The following is a 22354-nucleotide window of genomic DNA, read 5'->3' as shown; positions in this document are numbered from 1 at the left end:
CTGAACCGCATGGAGATAAGAAACAACGCCGGAACGAAAGAGAGTCGATGTTGCCTTATCGCAAGGAGGTGAGGGAAATCCACTAGTCTCTATGAGCCGGAACTGGACTGGCGGTTTTTCTGACCAGGAAGCTGAAGCGTTGCCCGCGAAAAGCGAACTGCCCAGAGCGGAAATCAATGCTGCAATTGCGTCGCAGTTCCTCTCTAATGTAAAACTTATTGAGCAACAAAATATTCGAAAAGAGCGAAACTTTAAAACAGCAGGTGAAAGCATGAGCTATTCTTCTCTTCCTTTCGGCGTTAAAAAATCAGCAAATATCGAAGCCCCATTTTTAGAGCATGATCAACAAAAAACGCTACAGTCTGTTTTAACGCCGAAAGAACAAACCTTTTTTTCAGAACTTGAACATAAGACTATTTTTTTAAACAGTAACCAAATGGAGGCAGTCAGGCATACAGAAGGCCCTTTGCTTACTATTGCTGGTGCAGGAAGCGGTAAAACCTCGGTTTTAACTACCCGAACAGCGTATCTGATCGGTGTAAAAGAGATAGACCCTTCTCAGATTCTTTTAATTACCTTTACAAAAAAAGCAGCTGAAGAAATGAAGCAAAGAATCGCTTCTTTGCCTGGAATTTCATCAGGAGAAGCGAAGCAAATAACTGCAGGAACCTTCCACTCATTTTTTCTAAGAATGCTTCGAAATCTAAAAATTACTGATCGAATATTAAGCAGTGAAAAATATAAACAAATCATCATAAAAAACATTTTAAGGCAGTCACAGCTGTCTCCTAAGAAACAGTATTTTCCCGAAGTGCTTCTATCACTTATTTCTTCCTATAAACTTCAAATGATAAAACCAGAAGATTTGTCAGAAGATGCGGCGGATAAAGATATACAACATATCTACGAAAAGTATGAGGCCTGGAAAAGGCAAAACGGTTACATGGACTTTGATGATATTCTGTTAAAATCATACGAGCTATTACTCTCTTCTCCAAACCTTTTAAAAATGTTGCAGCAACGATTTACATATGTGATGGCAGATGAATTCCAGGATACAAACCCAATTCAATATGAGCTTTTAAAACTAATCGCAAGCCCACAGAACAATCTTTTTGCAGTAGGAGATGACGACCAGGTTATCTATAGCTTTAATGGAGCAGACAGTGAAATTATTTTAGATTTTCACAAGGACTTCCCAAATACTAGAGTAATAAAACTAGATACAAACTATCGCTCTACCTCACCCATCGTTGGATTTGGAAACCATATTATTAAACACAATTCGCAAAGGCACAGCAAAACAATGAAAGCAGTAAGGCGCAGCAGGATGGAACCTCAATTTTACAGGCCATCTAACACCGAAGAAGAAGCAGAAACGATTGTAAACCGTTTAAAAGATAAACCCGATACAAGGTCATGGAGTGATTACGCTATTCTTTTCAGAACCCACTCTAATGCCAGGGCGATGTTTGAACAGCTAATTATTCACAATCTTCCGTTTACTGCGAATAATATGAAGCAAGTCTTTTATGATCAGACAATCATAAAAGGGTTAATCGATCACCTTCGATTGGTTATGAATCCTGGCGATCTTGATGCGACGGCTACCATTTTGCCTTCTTTGTACATTAACCAGGAAGCGGGGATGCGCTATATTGAAATGGAGAATTTTGTTGATCCGCTCCCTTTCCCCCTGTTGCATCTGACAACATGGAATACATTGAAAGACTTTCAAAAAGGAAAAGTAAAAAAGAGAGTTGATTTGTTGCAGCAGGCTACTGGCCTTTCTCCGGTTGAAGCAATAAGAAGTCTTCGTAAAGAATATGAAAACCATCTCGACACAGGGACCATTGAAAACGCAACTGTCCATAAAACAACGGTAAAAGAAATGCTGGACGAGCTTGAGTTCTCCGCACAACGATTTCATGCGATTCCGGACTTCTTGGCTTTTGTTGATGAAATCGTTAATAAGTTTTATGAAAAAAAAGAACAGGATTCTTCTGAGGACCAGATTAATCTTATGTCAATTCATCAGGCTAAAGGACTTGAGTTCCCGGTTGTTTTTTTAATCGGAGCTTCTGAAGGGATCCTGCCTCATGTTTCTGCTTTAAATGCTATGCAGGATAAGGAAGTCGTTCTAAAAGATAAAACTTCACTTGAAAAAGCTTCCATGGAAGAGGAACGAAGGCTCTGCTATGTAGGAGTGACAAGAGCAAAGGATGAACTGTATATCAGCTCACCGGCTTTTCATCTTGGAAAAAATGCTCCTGTTTCCAGATTCCTTTTACAGGCATTTGGCACGACATTTTACAATAAAGACAACTCTCAACGGACAGAGGCGTGGATCTGCATGAATAAAACATGCAATGGTTGGATGAAAATAGATGTTGGGAACAACTTTACCGAAAAGCAAATTTGTGCTATTTGCGGTTTTGAAATGCAAAAAGGGAAGAAAAATTTGTAGATACTCATGAAAGAACTGTGTCCAAAAAACAGGAAAGGCATAAACATTCGTCAAATCATAACCTTTTTATTTCCTTTTTTGACATGGTGACCGTCAGTTAGCCAAATTCTGCATTATAATATTCTTAAATTTATTTCGGTGATGTTACAAATGGTTTAAGGTACGTTTAAAGCCATTTATTGTTCCTCCGGTCATGATATAGTTAAAAAAAACAACAGGAGGACTTCTATGACCAGCATCCGCTTTGAGACCATATTTCATAAACAACACGCCCACGGAACCACTCTTGGAATTATGGATTACCTTGAAGGAAAGCTCATCAAGTTAGATGTGAACGACACAGAGCCGGATTGGTTGAATCCAGAGCTGAAGGAGTTCTTCCAACGAGAACGGGAAAGAGTGTTAAAGGCCCCGAGCAACTAAACGAACTTATTCATTTTTTTAATGATAAAACCCCCTTCGTAGAAAAGGGGGTTTTTCTGTTCTTTATTTTGCTGTTTTTTGTCATCCTTTCGTGCCTCCACCGGTAATATTGGCTCCTTCGATAAAGTAACGCTGGAAAATAAAGAATAACAGAATTACGGGAAGGAGTACCATAACAGAAGCAGCCATCAAATAGTGCCACTGGGTAGAAACGGTTCCTTTAAAAGTTTGCAGGCCAATTTGCAAGGTGTAAAGGGACTCATCGTTTAAATATAGCAATGGACCGAGGAAATCATTCCAGGCTCCGTTGAATGAGAAGATCGCCACTGTTGCGATCGCTGGTTTCGTTAATGGCAAAACGATTTTCCACCAGATGACAAAATGGTTTGCTCCGTCAATCTTCGCCGCATCGATCAATTCATTTGGAATCGTCATGAAGAACTGGCGTAGCAAGAAAATAAAGAATGCACTTCCGAAAAACGCGGGTACTATAAGCGGCAAGTATGTGTTAACCCAACCGAGTTCAGCAAACAGCATATACTGAGGGATCATCACAACAAATCCCGGGATGAGCATAGTAGAAAGAACAATAGTAAATAGCAAATTTCTATATGGAAACTTTACCTTTGCAAATCCATAAGCAACAAACGAGTTTACAAGGACATTTCCGATAACAACACATGTTGTGACGAAGAGCGTGTTTAGCGTCCATCTTGTAAAGGGAGCAGTGTTCCATGCCTCTACGTAGTTTTGCCAACGAAAGCTTTCCGGCATAAAGCTCGGTGGAAATTGCATAATTTCCTGCATCGACTTCAAGGAGGTAGATACTAGCCACCAGACAGGAGAGAGAATAACAACACTTCCCACCAGTAAGATAAGCATTATGATTGTTTTCATGAACCTTCTTCTGAAAGTCTGCGATTCATGAAACTTATTCTTCCTTATCCCTTCCATTAATCGTCCCCTCCTTCATAATGAACCCATTTTTTACCTAACCTAAGATTGATGACCGTTAGAACCATGACAATGAAAAATAAAATCCACGCCATAGCAGAGGCATAACCCATATCGAATATTTCAAAGGCGTTATTCCACATATGCAAGTTATAGAATAGAAGGGAATTCATCGGACCGCCGCTGCCGCTTTCCGTCATAACATAAGCTTCCTGGAAGATCTGAAAACCTCCGATTAAACTAGTAACAATATCAAAGAAAATAACAGGTGTGATCAGGGGCAGCGTTATGTGGCGGAACCTGTGATAAGCGTTGGCCCCGTCCAGGGTAGCTGATTCATATAACGCCTTTGGCACCCCCTGGAGACTGGCAAGGTATAACAGCATTCCTCCGCCGACTCCCCACATTTTCATGATGATGAGCGCAGGTTTAGTCCATTCCGGATCAAAAAGCCATGCAGGACCGTCGATTCCAAACCAGGCAAGTGCAGTATTGATAAGCCCTGTGGAAGGACTTAAAAGCTGCATCCATAGGAAATATACAGCTACACCGGATAAAACTGCGGGCAAATAATATATCGTTCTGAATATCCGCATTCCCGGAACTCCCTGGTTAAGTAATAGCGCCAGAAGAACCGCGCCTGCCGTTGTCATTGGCACCGTCCAAATAACAAAGTATAGCGTGTTCCATAATGAAGTCCAGAACAATGGGTCGGTATTAAACATTCGACTATAATTATCTAATCCTATAAAGTCCATATGAGAAGTAATATTATAATTAGTAAAACTGGCGTAAAGGGAAAAAAGCATCGGCCCCATTGTAAAGACTACAAAACCGATTATCCACGGAAGAACAAAGATATATCCCTGTATATTCTCTCGGTTTTTTAAACTGAATGACGAAAAAAGCCCTGTTTTTTTAGTGCTTATATTCGGATTGATCCCCTTTTCTTCTTTCTTTTTTTCCCGCTTAGCTTTAATAGGGAAATCATGTGTGGTTTCCGCCTTTTTCAGCATCTTTTCAGCTTGATTCATCGTATCCCTCCCTTTTTAAGGAACTGTATAAAGTTATCTAATTTAAAAAGAGGAGGGTAGGCACTGGGCCTGCTCCTCTTTTTTCCTATTACTTAGTATTCTTTTCTACGATGTTTTCAACATCCTTTTGAGCCTTGTCCAACGCTTTTTTAGCATCTGTTTGCCCCAGCATGATAGCATCGATCTGCGGGTTAATCATCGATAAATAGTCTGGTGCATAGACAGGAACTGGGGTAAGCTTTGTAACCTCAAGATTATCAACTGCTTTTTGGTATACGTACTTTCCTTCCTCTGAAAGTTCTTCACTTTCAGCAGCCTTTTTAGATGCCTCGATATTTGCGACATTATCAAAGTTTTTAGTTGCCCAGTATGTTTGTGCTTCGACTCCAGTTAAATACTTGATGAATTCGAATGCTTCTTCAGGATGGTCTGCTCCTTTTGGAACTTCAGCTACAAACCCTCCGCCCATGCTCCAGTGCTTGGATTCCTCATCTTTTGCCGGGATAGGGGCAACGCCAAAGTTAACGTCCTTGCCATAGTCACGAAGCTGGGTATAGAAGGTAGCAACGTCGGCATACATCGCTACTTTTCCGGAAATGAACGGATTTGCCTGTTTGTTACCGAATTGGGATTTAAATTCGTTGATGGTGTTATCCCCTAATCTCTCTCTCCAGCTTCTCACCCAACTAAGCGCTTCTACTTTGCCTTCAGTGTTAACAAGCACCTCTTTATCTTCAATCCAGTTCCGGCCCTGGTCACCGTTGATCGCCCAGCTTCCTGGACCAAAGCTTCCCCATACAGGATAGAAACCGATTCTTTCATATCGGTCACCGTTTTTCTTGTCGAGTTTTTTAGCATACTCTTCTAGCTCTTTCCAGGTCTTAGGCGGCTTGTCCGGGTCTAGCCCGGCTTCTTTAAACGCATCCTTGTTATAAAAAAGCAATCTTGTATCGGTATTAAAAGGAACGGCATATGCTTCATCCTTATAAGTTACCGCGTTCCAGAGTTCTGGATAAAAACTGTCTTTAAAGTTATCTTCCTTCTCGATATACTTCGTAAGATTCATAGCCTGTTCATTTTTTGCACGGTGGGAAACCGTGTTGATATCATTAATAATGACATCAGCTGGATTACCCGCAGCAATGGATGCAAGGTTCTTTGTCCAGATATCTCCCCATGGCAAATATGTATGCTTCACAAAAATCTCATCCTGGGACTCGTTAAAGTCTTTAACAATCTTTTCAATGATCGGCCTTCTTGTTTCCGAACCCCAGAAAGTCCAAAAATCGACCACTACCCGGCCATCTTTTGTTTGGTCGGAACTGGCATTCTCGCTTTCTGACTCGGAACAGCCAGTTAAAACAACACTGATAATAAGAAATAAAGACATGAAAAGTGCAAATGATTTTTTTCCTTTTAGCAAAATATGTACCTCCCCACTTTTTTACTAAGCTCTATTTTGCTTCTGCTTCTTCTTCTACCCTTAACCATTTGCTTCTCAAACCTTTTTTTTGACAATTTTCTTCCTTTACCCCGATTTTCTAACTTTTAAATACAAAATAAGTCTTCGAGAACCCGACAACTAACTTTTATAAAAAGAAAAGACCCCGTACTACGGAGTCTCAACCACTATTTCGCAATCTGTAAAAATGATAAAAATTCTTGATCATTACTTTTAAAATGGAATAAAGAGGTACAGCAATCAGTATCCCGATAAATCCGTAAAGCGATCCGGCCACAAGAAGAAGCAGGATAACGGTTAATGGATGCAGATGCAGTTTGTTTCCCAGAATAAGCGGAGAAACAAGGTTGCTTTCTAACTGCTGGACGATCACAAGGACAATTAAAATCTTTACCATCATGTACGGATCCTGTGTCGCCCCGACAATCAACGCTGGCACAACCCCAAGAATCGGACCGAGCAACGGAATAATCGCTGTTATGATTACAAACAGTGCTAAAACAATCGCATATTTCAAACCGATGATCGTATATCCAAGATACATTAAGATACCATCAACACAAGCTACCATAAACTGGCCGACAATGTATGTGAACAATGTTTTATCGATATCCTTTAACAAGCGGTTTCCTTCTGCATCATGTTTTTCAGGAATAAACCGTAACATGAACGGCCGAAATTTATGCCCGTCCCTTAAAAAGAAGAACAAAACGAACGGAACGACGACTAACACCGTTGCAATGCTGGTAATCATCGAAACAATGGTCATGATGTTATTTTGGATACTCGCTGCGATATTCCCCAAATAATTAATGGCCCTATCCTTCACCTGTTCCACAGAAAAAAGATTATAATTGTTATCCTCAATAAACTCAGTCGTCATCTCCGATGTTTTCTCCACGTTCTGAGGCATTTCTTTTGTAAGGTCACTGATCTGCCCTGTGATCTTATTTCCAGTAAATGTTCCCAATAAATAAAACCCGCCAAGTATGAGCACAAAAACTATTAGAATCGAGATAGTCCTCGGCATAAACCGGCTACCTAAATCAACTACCGGACGCAATATATAGTAAAACAATCCCGCTATGATAATCGGAAAAAACAAAGTCGTGATGAGTTTTTTGAAAGGGGCTAGAAAGAAACCTATCTGCCCAAGGAAAAAAATGATCACCAGTACGATAAGTATTCCAGTTGCATATTTAAAAAATCTATCCTTTGTCCACATACTTTTCCTCCATTCGTCCATTTCTATAGTTCTTTTCCCACAAGCCTGCACTTTCACACATCTCAACAGCAGTTTTATTTTTAGAAGGAAATTATAAATAATTCCATACTTCCCAAAAATTATAAAAAGACAAATTCAACAAAAATGTTTAGCATCCAAAAGTTAAAGGGTATCATTTAACCAGGAGCGAGTTAGTAAAGTTTTATTATTAAACACAGGTTTACAAACAAAAGGAGGAATAAATAATGCTTAGGACTATTCTAATGATCATTGGGCTAATTGTAGTTATTGCAGCTATCTTTTCATTTATTTAATTCAAAAAAGGACATGCCTGCTGGCATGTCCTTTTTAGGTTGAGAACACAAAATTTAGTTATCTTTATCTGATTTCTTTTTAATTTCTTCTACTTTTTCTTTCGGCAGGTAAATAAACAGTACCTGGTTTTTATTATTCATCGTTCTTCCCCTCGCATCTGATGATAAGGATTCCTATTTCATTCTACTTAATTTCTTTTGATTGGGCAATCTATTTATTTTTCGCTCCATTGATTTGTGCCCTTCTTACTAGAACTTGTAGCAGTTTCAAACGCGGAAACATACAATTTATTTCTTCAGTGGGTGTATGTTATGATTGGTGTAATGAACTGAAGGAGGATCTTATGGAAATAAAAACAGACAAAAGCCCAATACTGACCAAAACGGAAGAACTTTGCAAAACAATTCTTGATCAACCTGAATTTACAGATATAAAAACGAGTATCGATTCATTTTTTAATAACGAAGAAGCAAAAAGCATTTATCAAAATCTTTATTCTAAACAGCAAGTAATTCGCCAAAAACAACAACAGGGCACACTCACAGATGAAGAGTTTAGCGAATATAAACAAGTAGAAGAAAAGGCGTTAACCATACCTGAAATCAATCAATTCATTAATGCTCAACAGCAAATGCATAAGATTGAAGAAACGATTAAACAATATGTATCTAAAACCTTTCAGCTTGGACGCGTACCTGAAGACAGCGATTTTGAAGCTGGTTCATGCGGTCCTTCTTGCGGTTGCAGTTAATCGCCGCAAGCCTTCTCCTTTGCTAAAAAGTTATGCTTTTTTAAACGCAAGAAAACCCGTTCACTAATCTGTGAGCGGGTTTTTTAGTTAGAGTTTCTGAGAACCCTTCTTTTCTTTTTTCGACCTTTCACCTTGATGTTTCGTATTACCCGGAACATTATCCATACCGTTTAAATCCATTTTTTCTTCCGTATCTTTCATGGCCCTAAACCCTGTATCTTTTTTCACTTTGGTCACTCCCACATATCTCTTTTTTTTATTATCTGTCCTTCAACTCTTTTCATTCCTTATTATGATTTTTTGGTACATCTGGCTTATTTTTTAACTTTTTGTCTTAAATTTCACAAAAAGGGGTAGTTAGTATGTACAATATAAACTTTAAGTAGGTGACAACTAAAATGGTACAATATCACTCTAAGCAAGAATCTTTCGTTGTAGTCTGCAAAGAATGTCAGGATGAAATATATAAAACTGAAGATCCTCAACAACTTTATCTTTTTGTAGAAAATAAAAACGGCCATCAAGAATCCGTGAGCACAAGTAATTTAATCTGCGATGCTTGCCAGGAAAATATATAAATCCTTGAACCTGGATATTCCAGGTTTTTTATTTTGCATTTTAGAACAGCGTTTCAACTTCTATCTTACGCCATTACACTGTTATCCAGCGAAGAAATTAAAGAAAAATAATTTTGCTTCAGCATCTTTCTTTTCTTATAACAAATCCATTAGCTTCCTTCTTAACAGCTTTTTAGATGCATTTCTTGGCAGTTCTTCAACGAAGTATGCTTTTACAGGGACCTTGTAGCGGGCCAGTTTAGCTTCCGCATATTGAAGCACTTCCTGTTCCGTAACCGTTTTGTCCTTTTGGGTAACAAGAAATGCTACTGGCACCTGTCCCCATTTGCTATCCTCTTTGCCAGCGACTCCTGCTTCTAATACTGATGGATGGCTTAATAAGACAGATTCAATTTCTGCTGGATAGATGTTTTCACCGCCCGAGATAATCAAGTCGCTTCTTCGATCAAGGATAAACAAAAAACCGTCCTTATCCAGATAGCCAATATCTCCTGTATAAAGCCAGCCCTCTTTAATGGCTTCAGCAGTGGCTTCTTCTCTTTTCCAGTACCCTTTCGTTACCATCGGGCCTTTCACTATAATTTCTCCTGCCTCTTCAGGGGGCAATTCCTTTCCGTCTTCCATGATCTTAACCTCTGCTGGAAACAAGGGCTTGCCGGCAGAACCTAATTTTTCAAGCATATATTCTGATGAGAGCGTGACAACCTGAGAAGCTGTTTCTGTCATTCCAAACGTCTGATATACAGGAATGGAACGCTTCTTACAGTTTTCGAGTATCGGCAATGGTGCCGGTCCACCCCCAAGCAGCATACACCGTAACGACTCTGGATACCTTGATTCACCAAGCTCTTCCAGCATCTGTGCAAGCATGGTACTTACAACAGAAACAATCGTTACTCCCTCATTTTTAATGGCGCTATTGGCTTTTTGAGGATCAAATTTTTCATGAATAACAGTCGTGATCCCGTAAATAACACTGCGAATAAGGATCGATAAACCACTCATGTGAAATAACGGTGTCGCTGCGAGCCAACGGTCCTCCAAATGCAACCCAAGGTTTAGAGACGAGCTGACCGCACTCCACCAATGATTTCCGTATGTCAGAACAACTCCTTTGGGCTTTCCTGTAGTTCCCGAAGTGTACATAATCGTATGATTGTCTTCTAAAGAAACATGGTCCTTTAGAACAGGCACGGCTATTTCTTTCAGTTTATTGAGCTCATTCCATGAATAAAATTCCACCTGGGATAGCTTTCTTACTTCTTCTGTTTTCTTAAAAAAAACAGGATCATAGATTAAAAAGTCAGCCTTTGCGTCATTAATTTGCCATGCAAGCTCCTCTCCTGATAGCCGAATGTTAAGCGGTACCAGAACTGCATGAAGGTAAGTTAAAGCATGCATAAAAACAACCGACTCCACAGAGTTCTGCGCGAGAACAGCGACCCGGTCTTTTTCCTTTACACCCAGAGCTGCAAGTTTTTTAGCCATGATAATAGCTTCTTCATTTAGCATTTGGTAAGTTAAGCTTTTCTCCCCTATGGTTACTGCCATTCTGCCAGGTGTAAGCTCCGCTCTTTTCTTTAACCAGTTTGGCATTACTTGCATGATGAATCACCTTTCATATATATAAAATTTGCTTTTTAAATTGCCTGAATTTATTCTCTAAGCTAAAAAGGCAGCCTGATGATCGCCATCAAGCTGCCAAATGATAATCCGGTTTTACAAGCGGCATGAAAGGCGCTTTATAAGCGTTCTACAAGCCAAACACATGCCCCTTCCTTATGTTTAAGGAAATCTCGGGAACTGTTTAAAGTCCGGTTTGCGCTTTTCTTTAAACGCATCGCGGCCTTCTTTCGCTTCATCAGTTGTATAATAAAGCAGGGTAGCATCTCCGCCCAGCTGCTGTAAACCAGCAAGGCCATCCGTATCCGCATTGAATGATGCTTTTAGGAAACGAAGAGCAGTCGGAGATTTTGCTAAGATTTCTTCACACCATTGAACCGTTTCTTCTTCAAGTTTTTCTAACGGCACAACCGTATTAACAAGCCCCATGTCCAATGCTTCCTGTGCATTGTACTGACGGCATAGATACCAGATTTCACGAGCCTTCTTATGGCCAACGATTCGAGCCAGATAACCCGCGCCATAGCCAGCGTCAAAGCTTCCTACTTTTGGTCCTGTTTGTCCAAACACAGCATTGTCAGCAGCAATCGTTAGATCACATACAACATGAAGGACATGGCCCCCACCGATTGCATATCCGGAAACCATCGCAATAACAGGCTTTGGAATAACACGTATAAGACGCTGCAGATCAAGAACATTTAGACGAGGAATCTGATCTTCTCCTACATATCCTCCGTGTCCGCGGACTCTTTGGTCTCCTCCGGCACAAAATGCTTTATCCCCAACACCTGCAAGTACAATAACACCTATCTCCGAGTCGTCACGTGCATACGCAAACGCGTCGATCAATTCATTTACTGTTCTCGGACGGAACGAGTTATGGACCTCCGGACGGTTAATGCTGATTTTTGCAATTCCGTTATGTGTCTCATACAGAATATCTTCATAGTGTCTTTCGGAATTCCATTCAATTGTCATATATAGTTCCACCTTTCTATGTATTTGAACACTCTAAAAGAGCTTCTTTTACTATTCTACCAAAAAATCGCGGATCTTCTACATGAATTGCATGACCCGTATCCGGAAAACGAATAAGTTTTGCGTCAGGAAGGGATTCAAGCATCTTTTCAGCAATGTTACAGAACTTGCGGTCGAGCTCTCCCACCAATAGAAAAACAGGAATGTTCAAGCTTTCTAATTCGTTCCATAATGGCCGCTGCTTCCCTGTCCCCATCCCTTTTAAGTTGTTAGCAAGGCCACATGCACTGTTCACCATCCTCTGCTGCCTGACTGACCGCCGGATCTCTTCGCTCAATCGTTTTTGCGTGTCAAACAGCGGTATGTTTTCCCACTTCAACACAAAATCCTCTACACCTTTTTCCATGATGCTGTCTGCAATGTTTTCGTCCTTTTCCACCCGTTGCCGCCGTTCTTCATCGTTTGCAAGCCCCGGTGAACTGCTTTCTAGAAGCAAGGTGTTTATTCGTTCTGGAAACGATGTGGCAAGTGTTAAAGCCAGCCTTCCACCCATCGAATAGCCAAGAACATGGGTTTTATCTATTTGAAGTCGATCTAAAAGTGCCATGATGTCCTCTACTGCTTGGTCCATTTCATACCGATCTGGATATATCGGAGCTTCCGATTTCCCATGCCCGATCAGATCAGGCATTATTACTTTAAAATCCTTTGTCCAGCTTTCCAGAAAAGGGGTCCAATTTTCGCTTGAACCTGTAAAACCATGTAAAAGAAGCAGAGCAGGCCCATCACCTGCTATTTCTACATTCATTTGAAGTCCGTTCACTTCTATTTTCATTTCACTGTTCCTCGCTTAAAAACACTGCAATGTCCTCTGAAATTATTTCCCGGATTTCCCGGTGCAGGTTGACGTTTTCTGTCCTGTCAGCGGGAACCTCAATAACGTGAAGACCTTTTGATTTTCCTGAATTCTCAAAAGCGTTCTGGAACTCTCCCCAATTCGAAATCCTGGTAAATCGGCCCCCATACATTTCGACAGCATTTTTATAATCGAGCCCGAGCGGTGTGCCAAACAAAGCTTCAAAATGCTTTTCATGCTGCTGTTTGCCCTGCGGCAAGAAGGAAAAGATTCCTCCGCCATCGTTATTAATCACGATGATTGTAATGTTTAAACCATGAAGCTTTGCAGCAGCTAATCCGTTTAAGTCATGGAAAAAGGATAAATCGCCAATCACCAGTACGACCTGTGCTTGCGAAGCAGATGTACCAAGGGCAGTCGATACTACGCCGTCGATGCCATTCGCTCCCCGGTTTGCCATCGTCCGGATCTTCTTTTCGTTATTATGGAAAAAAGAATCAAGATCTCTGACCGGCATGCTATTTCCAACGAACAGGAGAGAGTTATCGGGAAGCTGCTCTTCCAGCTCTTTAAAAACCCTTCCTTCAAACAGAAGGTCAGCCTTTGCAGAATCGTGTAACCGAGAAGTAACGATGTTGTTTAGGCGGATCCACTTCTTTTCCCACTCCGCATTTTCATTAACCATGAAACTTAATGAAGAAATAACCCGATTGCAAAAGGCTACTGGATCTGCATAGATCATTTCCTCTGCCTGATGTGTTGGCTCCCGCCAGCCTCCGCCTTCGTCAATGACAAGCAAGCGGGTTTCCTGATGTTTTTTTAGATATAAGAGAAACGCCTTAGAAACCGGCATCGCTCCGAATCGGACAATAACATCGGGTTTTAATGCAGATACCGCCTGTTCGTTCCTTAAAAATGCATCATATCCGTCAATGACACGATCCTTAGAATGCTTTCCGCTTCGCAATTGCGAAAGGGGATCAGCAAGGATGGGGAATTTTAACTTTTCGGCAAGGTTCGTAACTGCTTCAGGAAAACCGTTGTTATCCTGTGCTCCGCATACGATAACGCCCCTTTTTCCGCTTAGCTCCATTGCAATTCTTTCGACCTCTCCGTCAGGCAGCGTATAACTCATCTCTGTAGTACGCACCCACTGGCGATTGTCACTGCGGCCGTTTTCCCACAATGACGGACGATCAAGATCCGGGATCAACGGCTCTCTTAATGGGAAATTAAGATGTACCGGACCGGATGGGCTGTTTTTTGAAACAGAAACAGCCCTCCCTGCCACTGTTCTTACATAATGAATCATAGAATCCGATTCCTCTGGCAAAGCCATTTCCATAGACCATTTTGGATACTTTCCAAACATGCCGATCTGATCAATAGCCTGGGGTGCTCCCACGTCCCTTAACTCATGGGGGCGATCTGCTGTAATTACGATTAATGGCACTCGTGCCATTTGGGCTTCAACTACTGCAGGATAATAATTGGCTGCAGCTGTTCCAGAAGTACATAATAAAGCGACAGGTTCATTTTCCGCTTTAGCCATTCCAAGCGCAAAGAAGCCTGCCGAACGTTCATCTACATTAATCCATGCTTTTAAGTCAGGATGGTCCGCCATCAGCATTGCGATCGGCGTCGATCTTGACCCCGGGCTAATGACAGCATTCTTAACGCCTGATCTTGTAAGTTCATCTACAAAGGAGCCAATATAGGCTGTTAACTTTTCAACGTGACTCATGATTCTTTCCCTCCAAGAGCGGACAACATAGGACGCAGCTTTATCCTCGTTTCCTGGTATTCACTTTCCGGGTCTGAATCTCCTACTATCCCACAGCCAGCAAATAAGAATGCTTTCTTACCATCTAAAAGCCCGGAACGGATACCCACAGCAAATTCTCCATCTCCCCGTGAGTCGATCCAGCCGATAGGTGCTGCATACCAGCCCCTATCCATTATTTCTCGCTCACGGATCTCACTGATGGCTCTATCCTTTGGATAACCTCCCAGTGCAGGTGTCGGATGCAGCCTTTCTACCATAGAAATCAGTGTTGTACCGTATTTCGCCTTTCCCACAACTGGTGTATATAGATGTTGAATATCCCTGACTTTGTATAATACAGGCTCTTCTGGAACCTGAATAAAATCACAGCCGGTTTCCATAGCATCTCTGATCATTTTGACAACAAGCTGGTGCTCATGAAGATTCTTCTCATCGTTAAGAAGCTCTTCTCCAAGGAGTTCATCTTCTTCAGCTGTTTTCCCTCTTTTTATTGAACCCGCAAGGCAGGTTGAAAAGAACTTGTCCTCTTCTTTTTTGACAAGCCTCTCAGGGGAAGCACCTATAAAACACTTATTTTCTCTTTCGATTGCAAACAAAAAGCTATCTGGCTGCTGGCTGTTTAAACGCTGCAAGATTTCACCCGGGTTAAACTTTCTTTTGCTATCGACCTCTACCTCTCTAGCCAGTACAATCTTTTCCATTTTACCGTTTCGAATATCCCTCGCAGCTTCTTTTACCGTCTTCTTCCAAGCCTCTGTATCGCTTTCCATAATAGAGTATGTTTGTTCCTCTTGAGACGGATTGTAACTTGCGCAATCTTCAATTAAAGAATCGAATAGATTCAACATATTTTCAGCTGTTTGTTTAACATCCATGTCCCGGGTTGTAACGTGATTAACAGTTAGCCAGGTCCCTTCCTCCTTAACAGTTAAAAGGAATGCTGGAAGTAAAAAACTTGCAGCTGAAAAACCCTCCCAGTGAGAAACATTGGCTTTGAAGGGATCAAATGAAAACCCGCCTACGATGACGGGACCCGTTCCGCTGCTTATAGCGGAAGGCCCAACGATACTATTTTCAAGAAGGGCATTCCACTGCTTTTCGATTGTATCAAAACGATGCTCATCCTCTTGATCAACTGAAAACTTATAGGCAGAACCGATGCCAACAAGCGTGGTTTCTCTGGTAGGCTCTGTCCAATACGTGCGCTCTCCCGGAAAGTGTTTTTTTCCAACAGAAAAAAACGAAAGGGGATCAATTGGCGCTACTTTTCTAACTTGGCTGACCAATATTGCCTGACCTCTTTCATCAGCTTGTCTTGCCCCCTGATAAAGTAATTCATGCAATTCTTGTTGCTTAATTACAGACACCATTTTTCCCCCCAATTGATTCCATACCGAGCAGGCCGACAAAGTCAGCCCAATGATACTTCAAGAATACACCTCTGTTAACAAGACTGTCAACGAACTGGCACTATAGCTATTTTACCTTGAAAGAATGGCATTATTCTTATGTAATCACTGATAAAGATCTTTGCTTTACCCTGTGCAGGTTACCTATACCATCTGCCACAGTCTTGCATAAGCTAATAAAATAGAATAGATTCTCTTTGCTTATATCCTGATTAATGGAGGGTTAAACATGTCAAGACAATATTATAATTTGTGCTGTGAAAACAGAGGTAAGCCAGTTGAAATTGAATGCTTCGACGGCAAAGTACATCGAGGGGTTATTCATGAGGTTGATAATGAGTTTGTTTACCTGTCTCCACTTGATGGTCCGCCAAGAGAAGGGCCCACTGGTCCCGGAACTTTTTTATGGGGATTCGGCGGGGCATTCGCAGGCGGGTTTCTTGGAGGGCTGTTTGGCGTATCGCTTGCTTCCATTGCGTTTTTTAGACCGTACGGATTTTTCTATTAGCCGGTTTTTCCACCATGAAAAGCATGGTGGTTTTTTTCGTTTCGAGAGCTAACACCAGGTTAGAGAAGGTCTTATCCTATTTCCGGATAAACAAGCTTCTTTTCTTTTTCAGGTTATGTTTTTAATATTAGCATGCTGCCAGCACTTCCATTCTATTGACAGTTAGTAGTCATTCTCATAAACTTATAATGTTAGGCCTGTATTTAAATTTTTTAATTGTTGAGCTTTAAGAGATTTTACTTACAAAACATAAATAGAGGATAAAGGGAGAGAGAAAAATGGAAGAGCGATTAAAGAATAGCACCCATGATTTGGGAAAATCGTCTCCCAGAGTAAATTGGCAAGTTTGGTGGAGATTGCTTAGACCACACACTTTGACTGCAGGATTCGTTCCAGTCCTTGTAGGAACAATGCTTGCACTTCCATACGGAGAGCTTGACTTGAGTGTTTTTGCGGCAATGATGGTCGCATCTTTACTTATTCAATCGGCCACGAACATGTTTAATGAGTATTATGACTTTAAACGTGGATTGGACACCGCAGAATCAGTCGGTATCGGCGGTGCTATTGTTCGAGAAGGTATCAGCGCAAGGACAGTGTTAAACCTCGCGATCAGTTTCTTTGGAATAGCTGTTCTACTGGGGATATATATTTGCATGAACAGCTCCTGGTGGATCGGCTTAATCGGTGCACTCAGCATGGCGGTCGGCTATTATTACACCGGCGGGCCATATCCAATTGCCTACACGCCTTTTGGTGAACTTGCAGCTGGATTATTCATGGGATTGATTTTAATCTTGATTTCATTTTTCATTCAATCCGGCACTGTAACTGCCGAGAGCATTTTAGTTTCCGTTCCGGTTTCAATCCTGGTCGGCGGAATCTTAATGGCAAATAATATCCGGGATTTAACAGGGGATAAAGAAAAGGGAAGAAAAACCCTTGCAATTCTTCTTGGACATAAGAAAGCGGTGTTGTTCCTCGCTGGAATGTTCATCGTTTCATATCTATGGATTATCGGACTCGTCCTTGCAGGTTATGCGTCCTCCTGGCTGCTTCTTGTTTTCATCAGTTTGCCAAAAGCAATGAAAGCATACAAGCTTTTCGTCGGTAAAACAAAAGCTGTACAGATGGTTCCAGCCATGAAAGCAACTGCCCAAATGCATACGATTTTCGGCTTTTTATTATCTGTAGGTTTGCTTTTTAACTATTTATTTTAATTCTTTTTAACTTATTCAGCAAAGATTCGCTTCTAGCAATCTTTGCTTTTTTACACTAAAAAATCGAGGGGGAACTAACGTGGACTTATCAAATACAATCATGGAAGCACTGGATATTAAAGCATTGAAGCTGGAACCTGAAGAAGTGATTTTCGAAATGCCCGTAGGGCCTAAAACGAAGCAGCCAATGGGCTATCTTCACGGTGGTGCATCTGTCGTACTAGCTGAAACTGCTGCAAGCATCGGAGCTTTTTTAAACGTAAAAGACGAAAACAAAATGCCGCTTGGCTTGGAGATCAACGCAAACCATTTAAAAAGCGTTAGAGAAGGGAAAGTTACGGCTACTGCGACCCCTATCCATATCGGCCGAAAAACGATGGTCTGGGAAGTAAAAATCACCGGTGAAGAACAGCAGCTCATCTGCATTTCCAGATGTACCATCGCGGTTGTAGACAAGCCCTCAAAACAAAGCGAAGCCTGACATCGAATATCTATCACCCATTCTCAACTTAAAAAGTTATCCACAGAAAAAACGGGGTCAGACCCCGTTTTTCTCTTCCTTCCACTCTTCATGGTAGGTATCAGTAATTGCATATTCGCAGTCATCACAAACATAACGTCTGAGCTCCCAGGGGTAAAACAGTTCCTTTTTGCAGTACAAACAGTTTCCGTTCATGTTCATCCCTCCCATTAATCTGTATATATGAAAAGAGGGCTTAACCAATGATTTAAAATCACAAAAAAGAAAGAAAACTTTCAGATTTGCCTGGCCTTAGATGGAGAAAGAGGTGTGAGTTTCGTTTAGACTATAAATTCGTCGTGGCTAAATGTTACCTATTCTTTTACGTCTTTTTCCACGAAAAATCGGAACAGGTCTCCATAAACGACTTTATCAGAAAGCTCCAGCTCTTTCTTAGCCCTTTCGATGACCGGCCGGCAAGCTTCTTTATCGATCTCTATCCCATCCGGTTTGTAGTAGCATTTTCCCTTCGCATACACGAGCTCTTCCGTAATAAAGCTTCCGTCCCTAAGGAAAACGGCGTTCTCCCGCTCCTTTGAAAACAAATCATGGCCGAATTGAATCGTGTTTTTCGTTCCGATTCCAAGCAAGTGCAATATCGTTGGCATCAGATCAATCTGTCCGGAAACAACAGAAGTATTTATATCTTTTCGTTCTGTATGTCCCGGAATGTGGACAAGCATCGGCACTCGCTGAAGTTGTGTGGAAACATACGGTGTCATTTTAATACCCATCAACTGTTCCATGGCCTTATTGTGGTTCTCAGAAATACCATAATGGTCACCATAGATAATAAAAACACAATCTTCATACAGCCCTTCCCTTATTAATTTATCGAAAAATCGTTTTAACGCTTCGTCTGTATAACGCACAGTTTGAAAATACCGATTAACCGTCCTGTCATTTGTAGAAACTTCGCCAATCATATGGTCTTCTTCTTCCAGAATAAACGGATGGTGATTTGAGAGCGTTATAAACTTTGCATAAAACGGCTGTGGCAGCATTTTTAAGTATTCCACAGATTGTTCGAAGAAAGGGATATCTTTCATTCCCCAGTTATAAGCATTTTCATCGTTAATTTCGTAATCACTTTCTGAAAAGAATTTATCATAGCCGAGAGATCGGTACATAATGTCCCTGTTCCAAAAACTTTTGTTATTTGCATGAAACGCTGCAGAATAATAACCTTTTTCTTTAATTATTTCGGGTGTAGCGTAATATTCGTTTTGAGAATGTGTAAAAAAAACTGCTCCGCTGGGCAAAGGATAAAGGGAATTGTCCAATAAAAATTCGGAATCGGACGTCTTCCCCTGGCCGGTTTGATGATAAAAGTTAGAGAAATAATAGCTATCTTTTGCCAGGTCATTTAAAAAAGGAGTGATCTCCCTGCCATTGATCGTCCTGTTAATAACAAAGCCCTGCGTAGATTCAAGCGATATGATAATCAGATTCTTATTTTTGGCGGCACCAAACAGTCCCACATTTGGAGGCTGGTAATTCGCATTAATGTAATTTTCTACATCTGACGTCTCACTTCCATCCGCAAGGGCTCGTTGGGCTTTTGCTTTGGAATGCATTATAAAATCATAAACATGATAGTTATACGTCCCCAGGTTCTTAACCAATATTTCCCTGTCAAACGTTCTCGTCAGCAATTGCGGGCGTTCCGTCTCCGCAAGGGCAAGATTAAAAGCCAAAAGAGCCATTGCAGCTGCAAGAAAAATATATGCCTCTCTTTTTTTTATTGTAAACGTTTTAAGTTTTCTTCTTTTAAATAAAAACAATAACACTAACGTATCGAAAAAGAACAGGATATCCCACGGTCTTGCAAGTTCGGTAAAACTCCCACTCAGGTCCCCAATATTTTTTGTCTGAAAAAGTACCGGAATCGTAATGAAATCACTGTAGAAACGATAAAAAATCGCATTGGCAAAAAGAACGATCGAACTTGCCAGACTGATCATCACAATAAACCTGGCCTGTACCTTCCCCTTAAAAAACATACTGATCCCTAACAAAAGAAGAATGGTGCTTATAGGATTGATTAACAAGATAAATTCTTGTTTCCATGTTTCAACCGGCAAATCAAAGTTAGTTTTATACACGATAATGGTTTTCAGCCATATTAAAATAAAAGAGACCAGAAATATGGTATATCTTTTATTTAATAAGCTTTTTAAGCGCATAATGTTCCTCCTCTGTCGCTTTGCCAACTATATTAGATGAAATCCAAGAAACTTTTGTTAGAAATAACCCTGCATATATTATTAACTTAAAAATTTTATTTATAGTACTTGTCACTTGTAATGACGAAACTATCTTATGTTGTACTTGCCATAATATGATAAAATTATTTTTTGTAACAACAGGACTTCATTTATGGAGGAACAGCATGCAAAGAATTTTATTATTAATGGCCGTATTAGCAATGCTGATATCGGCAGGGTGCTCAACCACTGCACCCCCTACTAATATCCCTGATTCACATTCAACACAAGCGAGTCATAATGACAATATAAACAAAGACCCAAAGCCGGCAAATGCTAACCTTCTTTCGGCAGATGTTCTTGAAGTTATTGACGGGGATACGTTAAAAGTGAAGCTGAATAACAGAGTGGAAACAATAAGGCTCCTTCTTATAGATACCCCTGAAACGAAGCATCCATCTAAACCAGTCCAGCCTTTTGGCCCGGAAGCATCGGCATATGCAAAGGAAATCCTCTCAGGTAAAAAAGTAAAGATAGAACCCGGAATTTCAGAGAGGGATAAATATGGCCGTTTGCTTGCTTACGTATGGATTGAGGATAAGATGGTTAATAAAATGCTTCTTAAAGAGGGGCTTGCCCGTGTCGCTTACATCTTTCCACCTAATACAAAATATATTGATGATTTCCAGCAGCTCCAGAAAGAAGCTCAGCATAAAGGGGTCGGCATCTGGAGTATTGAAAACTATGCACAAGAAGATGGATTTCATCACAACAGGATCAAGCAGGAAGAAACAGCTTCTAAAGAAAACGGGGATTGCACAATAAAGGGAAACATTAACAGCGACGGGGAAAAGATCTACCATACGCCAGATGGTGCTTATTATGAGGTGACGAAACCTGAAAAGATGTTCTGTACAGAATCAGAGGCAAAAAAAGCCGGATTCCGCCCTTCCCAGCGATAACTAGTAAGAGGATGACCGACATGGCCATCCTCTTTTTTGGTAGGTCCTATGTTAAGAAAGGTTATAAAATCTACGCTTCCGTGTTTTTTTCATTATATCTCCTCTGCACGATGGTACGGTCAATAACGCCTGTACCGAGAATGACACCGCACACAATCAGCATAAAACCAGCAACCTGTGCACCAGTGATCGCCTCGTTCAAAAAAAGCGCAGAGCCAATCAGAGCAAAGAACGGTGTCATATTATTAAATATCGCCGTTTCCCCGGCACCTATTTGCTGAATCGCTTTATTATAAAACATATGGCCTAACCCGGTGGCAAGAACCGCTGATCCGATGAAAACGAGCCAGATCCAGGCTGGGCTTTCTAACAATTGTGCTCTTCCCCGGGGTTCTACAAAAATGCTAACAATAAATAACGTAACAGAACCAGCCAGAAGCATCCCGCCTGTCATGAACCTTGGGTCTATCGTTCTCGTCGCTTTCTTAATAAAAATAAAGCTTAGAGACTGCGCTACCACCGATAAAAGACGAACAGGTCTCCGGAGGATACCTCCCCTATTCTGCTGTTTCCGCTCAAAACAACAAACGTCACACCGGCAAACGCAAGAATAATCCCTACTATTTTTAACGGTGTCAATCTATCCCTTAAAAAGATCACCGCAAATATGGCTGTCATAAGCGGAACAAGCCCCAGTATTAAGCCTGTGTTAGAGGCTGTTGTTTGGGTAAGACCTATTGCAAGCAGCGAGTGATGCGCCACAACTCCCGTCAGAGCTCCCATCCCCAGTAAAAGCCATTCTCTAGCAGTCAGCCTTCTAAAAGGTTTATTCATTCCAAGGACAGAAAACACAACTAAAGAAGCCGTGAATATTCGGATCGATTGAATGGTAAGTGGCTTAAAGTATTCTACCAGTAACTTGATAGCAACCACATTAAACCCCCAGATGATCATAATGACGAGCAGGGAAATATAGATGAAAGACTTTGATTTTAACATACGACCACTTCTTCCCGTGTATCATTTACAATGATTCCATTCTAACTTATCCATAGTGTTTCGCATACAAAAAA

General features: G+C 41.0%; 21 protein-coding genes. 7 read left to right on the top strand and 14 right to left on the bottom strand.

Features of this window, described 5'->3' with window-relative positions:
• The first annotated feature begins 91 nt into the window (after nucleotides 1–91).
• Both FCL54_RS01510 and FCL54_RS01505 read left to right on the top strand, forming a co-directional pair.
• On the top strand, nucleotides 92–2467 hold the full coding sequence (locus FCL54_RS01510; protein WP_138122439.1) for a UvrD-helicase domain-containing protein: 2376 nt from the start codon (nucleotides 92–94) through the stop codon (nucleotides 2465–2467).
• A gap of 228 nt (nucleotides 2468–2695) precedes the next feature.
• Nucleotides 2696–2890 (top strand): hypothetical protein, encoded by a 195-nt coding sequence (locus FCL54_RS01505; RefSeq protein ID WP_138122437.1) that lies wholly within the window; start codon nucleotides 2696–2698, stop codon nucleotides 2888–2890.
• Between the two features lie 81 nt (nucleotides 2891–2971).
• Here the strand turns inward: FCL54_RS01505 and FCL54_RS01500 are convergent, their stop codons facing one another.
• The 4 genes from FCL54_RS01500 to FCL54_RS01485 all read right to left on the bottom strand — a co-directional run bounded on the left by FCL54_RS01500 (nucleotide 2972) and on the right by FCL54_RS01485 (nucleotide 7565).
• On the bottom strand, nucleotides 2972–3844 hold the full coding sequence (locus FCL54_RS01500; protein WP_138122435.1) for a carbohydrate ABC transporter permease: 873 nt from the start codon (nucleotides 3842–3844) through the stop codon (nucleotides 2972–2974).
• Entirely contained in the window at nucleotides 3844–4878 is a 1035-nt protein-coding gene (locus FCL54_RS01495; protein ID WP_246055103.1) for a carbohydrate ABC transporter permease, read from the bottom strand. Before FCL54_RS01495 ends, FCL54_RS01500 begins: the two co-directional genes overlap by 1 nt.
• An 88-nt stretch (nucleotides 4879–4966) precedes the next feature.
• Nucleotides 4967–6301 (bottom strand): ABC transporter substrate-binding protein, encoded by a 1335-nt coding sequence (locus FCL54_RS01490; RefSeq protein WP_246055102.1) that lies wholly within the window; start codon nucleotides 6299–6301, stop codon nucleotides 4967–4969.
• Nucleotides 6302–6500: 199 nt separating this feature from the next.
• Nucleotides 6501–7565, bottom strand: coding sequence for an AI-2E family transporter (locus tag FCL54_RS01485; protein ID WP_138122433.1), 1065 nt, complete (start codon nucleotides 7563–7565; stop codon nucleotides 6501–6503).
• 658 nt (nucleotides 7566–8223) lie between these two features.
• Between FCL54_RS01485 and FCL54_RS01480 the strand changes: the two genes are divergently transcribed.
• Nucleotides 8224–8631 (top strand): YlbF/YmcA family competence regulator, encoded by a 408-nt coding sequence (locus tag FCL54_RS01480; protein WP_171016629.1) that lies wholly within the window; start codon nucleotides 8224–8226, stop codon nucleotides 8629–8631.
• A gap of 87 nt (nucleotides 8632–8718) precedes the next feature.
• Here FCL54_RS01480 and FCL54_RS23765 read toward each other — a convergent pair whose 3' ends face one another.
• The 6 genes from FCL54_RS23765 to FCL54_RS01455 all read right to left on the bottom strand — a co-directional run bounded on the left by FCL54_RS23765 (nucleotide 8719) and on the right by FCL54_RS01455 (nucleotide 15822).
• Nucleotides 8719–8859 carry a hypothetical protein gene (locus FCL54_RS23765; protein ID WP_171016628.1) on the bottom strand — a complete coding sequence of 47 codons (141 nt, stop codon included), beginning with the start codon at nucleotides 8857–8859 and terminating at the stop codon, nucleotides 8719–8721.
• A 485-nt stretch (nucleotides 8860–9344) separates the two neighbouring features.
• Nucleotides 9345–10814, bottom strand: a complete 1470-nt coding sequence (locus FCL54_RS01475) for an o-succinylbenzoate--CoA ligase (RefSeq protein ID WP_138122429.1) — start codon at nucleotides 10812–10814, stop codon at nucleotides 9345–9347.
• Between the two features lie 180 nt (nucleotides 10815–10994).
• Entirely contained in the window at nucleotides 10995–11813 is an 819-nt protein-coding gene (gene menB, locus FCL54_RS01470; RefSeq protein ID WP_138122427.1) for a 1,4-dihydroxy-2-naphthoyl-CoA synthase, read from the bottom strand.
• A gap of 16 nt (nucleotides 11814–11829) precedes the next feature.
• Complete coding sequence (menH, locus tag FCL54_RS01465; RefSeq protein ID WP_138122425.1) at nucleotides 11830–12648, bottom strand: 2-succinyl-6-hydroxy-2,4-cyclohexadiene-1-carboxylate synthase; 819 nt, start codon at nucleotides 12646–12648, stop codon at nucleotides 11830–11832.
• A gap of 1 nt (nucleotide 12649) precedes the next feature.
• Complete coding sequence (menD, locus tag FCL54_RS01460; protein ID WP_138122423.1) at nucleotides 12650–14413, bottom strand: 2-succinyl-5-enolpyruvyl-6-hydroxy-3-cyclohexene-1-carboxylic-acid synthase; 1764 nt, start codon at nucleotides 14411–14413, stop codon at nucleotides 12650–12652.
• Nucleotides 14410–15822, bottom strand: coding sequence for an isochorismate synthase (locus tag FCL54_RS01455; RefSeq protein WP_171016627.1), 1413 nt, complete (start codon nucleotides 15820–15822; stop codon nucleotides 14410–14412). The genes menD and FCL54_RS01455 overlap by 4 nt, the downstream gene beginning before the upstream one ends.
• Before the next feature lie 271 nt (nucleotides 15823–16093).
• Here FCL54_RS01455 and FCL54_RS01450 point away from each other — a divergent pair, with 271 nt between their 5' ends.
• From FCL54_RS01450 to FCL54_RS01440, 3 genes are all read left to right on the top strand, one after another.
• Nucleotides 16094–16372 carry a hypothetical protein gene (locus FCL54_RS01450; RefSeq protein WP_138122419.1) on the top strand — a complete coding sequence of 93 codons (279 nt, stop codon included), beginning with the start codon at nucleotides 16094–16096 and terminating at the stop codon, nucleotides 16370–16372.
• Between the two features lie 278 nt (nucleotides 16373–16650).
• Entirely contained in the window at nucleotides 16651–17592 is a 942-nt protein-coding gene (locus FCL54_RS01445) for a 1,4-dihydroxy-2-naphthoate polyprenyltransferase (protein ID WP_138122417.1), read from the top strand.
• A 79-nt stretch (nucleotides 17593–17671) separates the two neighbouring features.
• Nucleotides 17672–18073 (top strand): PaaI family thioesterase, encoded by a 402-nt coding sequence (locus FCL54_RS01440; protein ID WP_138122415.1) that lies wholly within the window; start codon nucleotides 17672–17674, stop codon nucleotides 18071–18073.
• Between the two features lie 57 nt (nucleotides 18074–18130).
• Here the strand turns inward: FCL54_RS01440 and FCL54_RS23760 are convergent, their stop codons facing one another.
• Nucleotides 18131–18268, bottom strand: a complete 138-nt coding sequence (locus FCL54_RS23760; protein WP_171016626.1) for a hypothetical protein — start codon at nucleotides 18266–18268, stop codon at nucleotides 18131–18133.
• A gap of 158 nt (nucleotides 18269–18426) precedes the next feature.
• Nucleotides 18427–20298, bottom strand: a complete 1872-nt coding sequence (locus FCL54_RS01435) for an LTA synthase family protein (protein ID WP_138122413.1) — start codon at nucleotides 20296–20298, stop codon at nucleotides 18427–18429.
• 206 nt (nucleotides 20299–20504) lie between these two features.
• Here FCL54_RS01435 and FCL54_RS01430 point away from each other — a divergent pair, with 206 nt between their 5' ends.
• A complete protein-coding gene (locus tag FCL54_RS01430) occupies nucleotides 20505–21281 on the top strand; it encodes a thermonuclease family protein (protein ID WP_138122411.1) in 777 nt (258 codons plus the stop codon).
• Nucleotides 21282–21351: 70 nt separating this feature from the next.
• Here the strand turns inward: FCL54_RS01430 and FCL54_RS24735 are convergent, their stop codons facing one another.
• Together FCL54_RS24735 and FCL54_RS24730 are read right to left on the bottom strand one after the other, a co-directional pair.
• Nucleotides 21352–21801, bottom strand: a complete 450-nt coding sequence (locus FCL54_RS24735) for a DMT family transporter (RefSeq protein WP_342773840.1) — start codon at nucleotides 21799–21801, stop codon at nucleotides 21352–21354.
• Nucleotides 21795–22280, bottom strand: a complete 486-nt coding sequence (locus tag FCL54_RS24730; RefSeq protein ID WP_342773839.1) for a DMT family transporter — start codon at nucleotides 22278–22280, stop codon at nucleotides 21795–21797. Before FCL54_RS24730 ends, FCL54_RS24735 begins: the two co-directional genes overlap by 7 nt.
• Nucleotides 22281–22354 lie beyond the last annotated feature (74 nt).

The sequence above is a fragment of the Exobacillus caeni genome, assembly GCF_005747095.1.
GTDB classification, from domain to species: domain Bacteria; phylum Bacillota; class Bacilli; order Bacillales; family Guptibacillaceae; genus Exobacillus; species Exobacillus caeni.
Note: the sequence above shows the minus strand (reverse complement) of the source record. Positions and strands in the feature narration are given on the sequence as shown.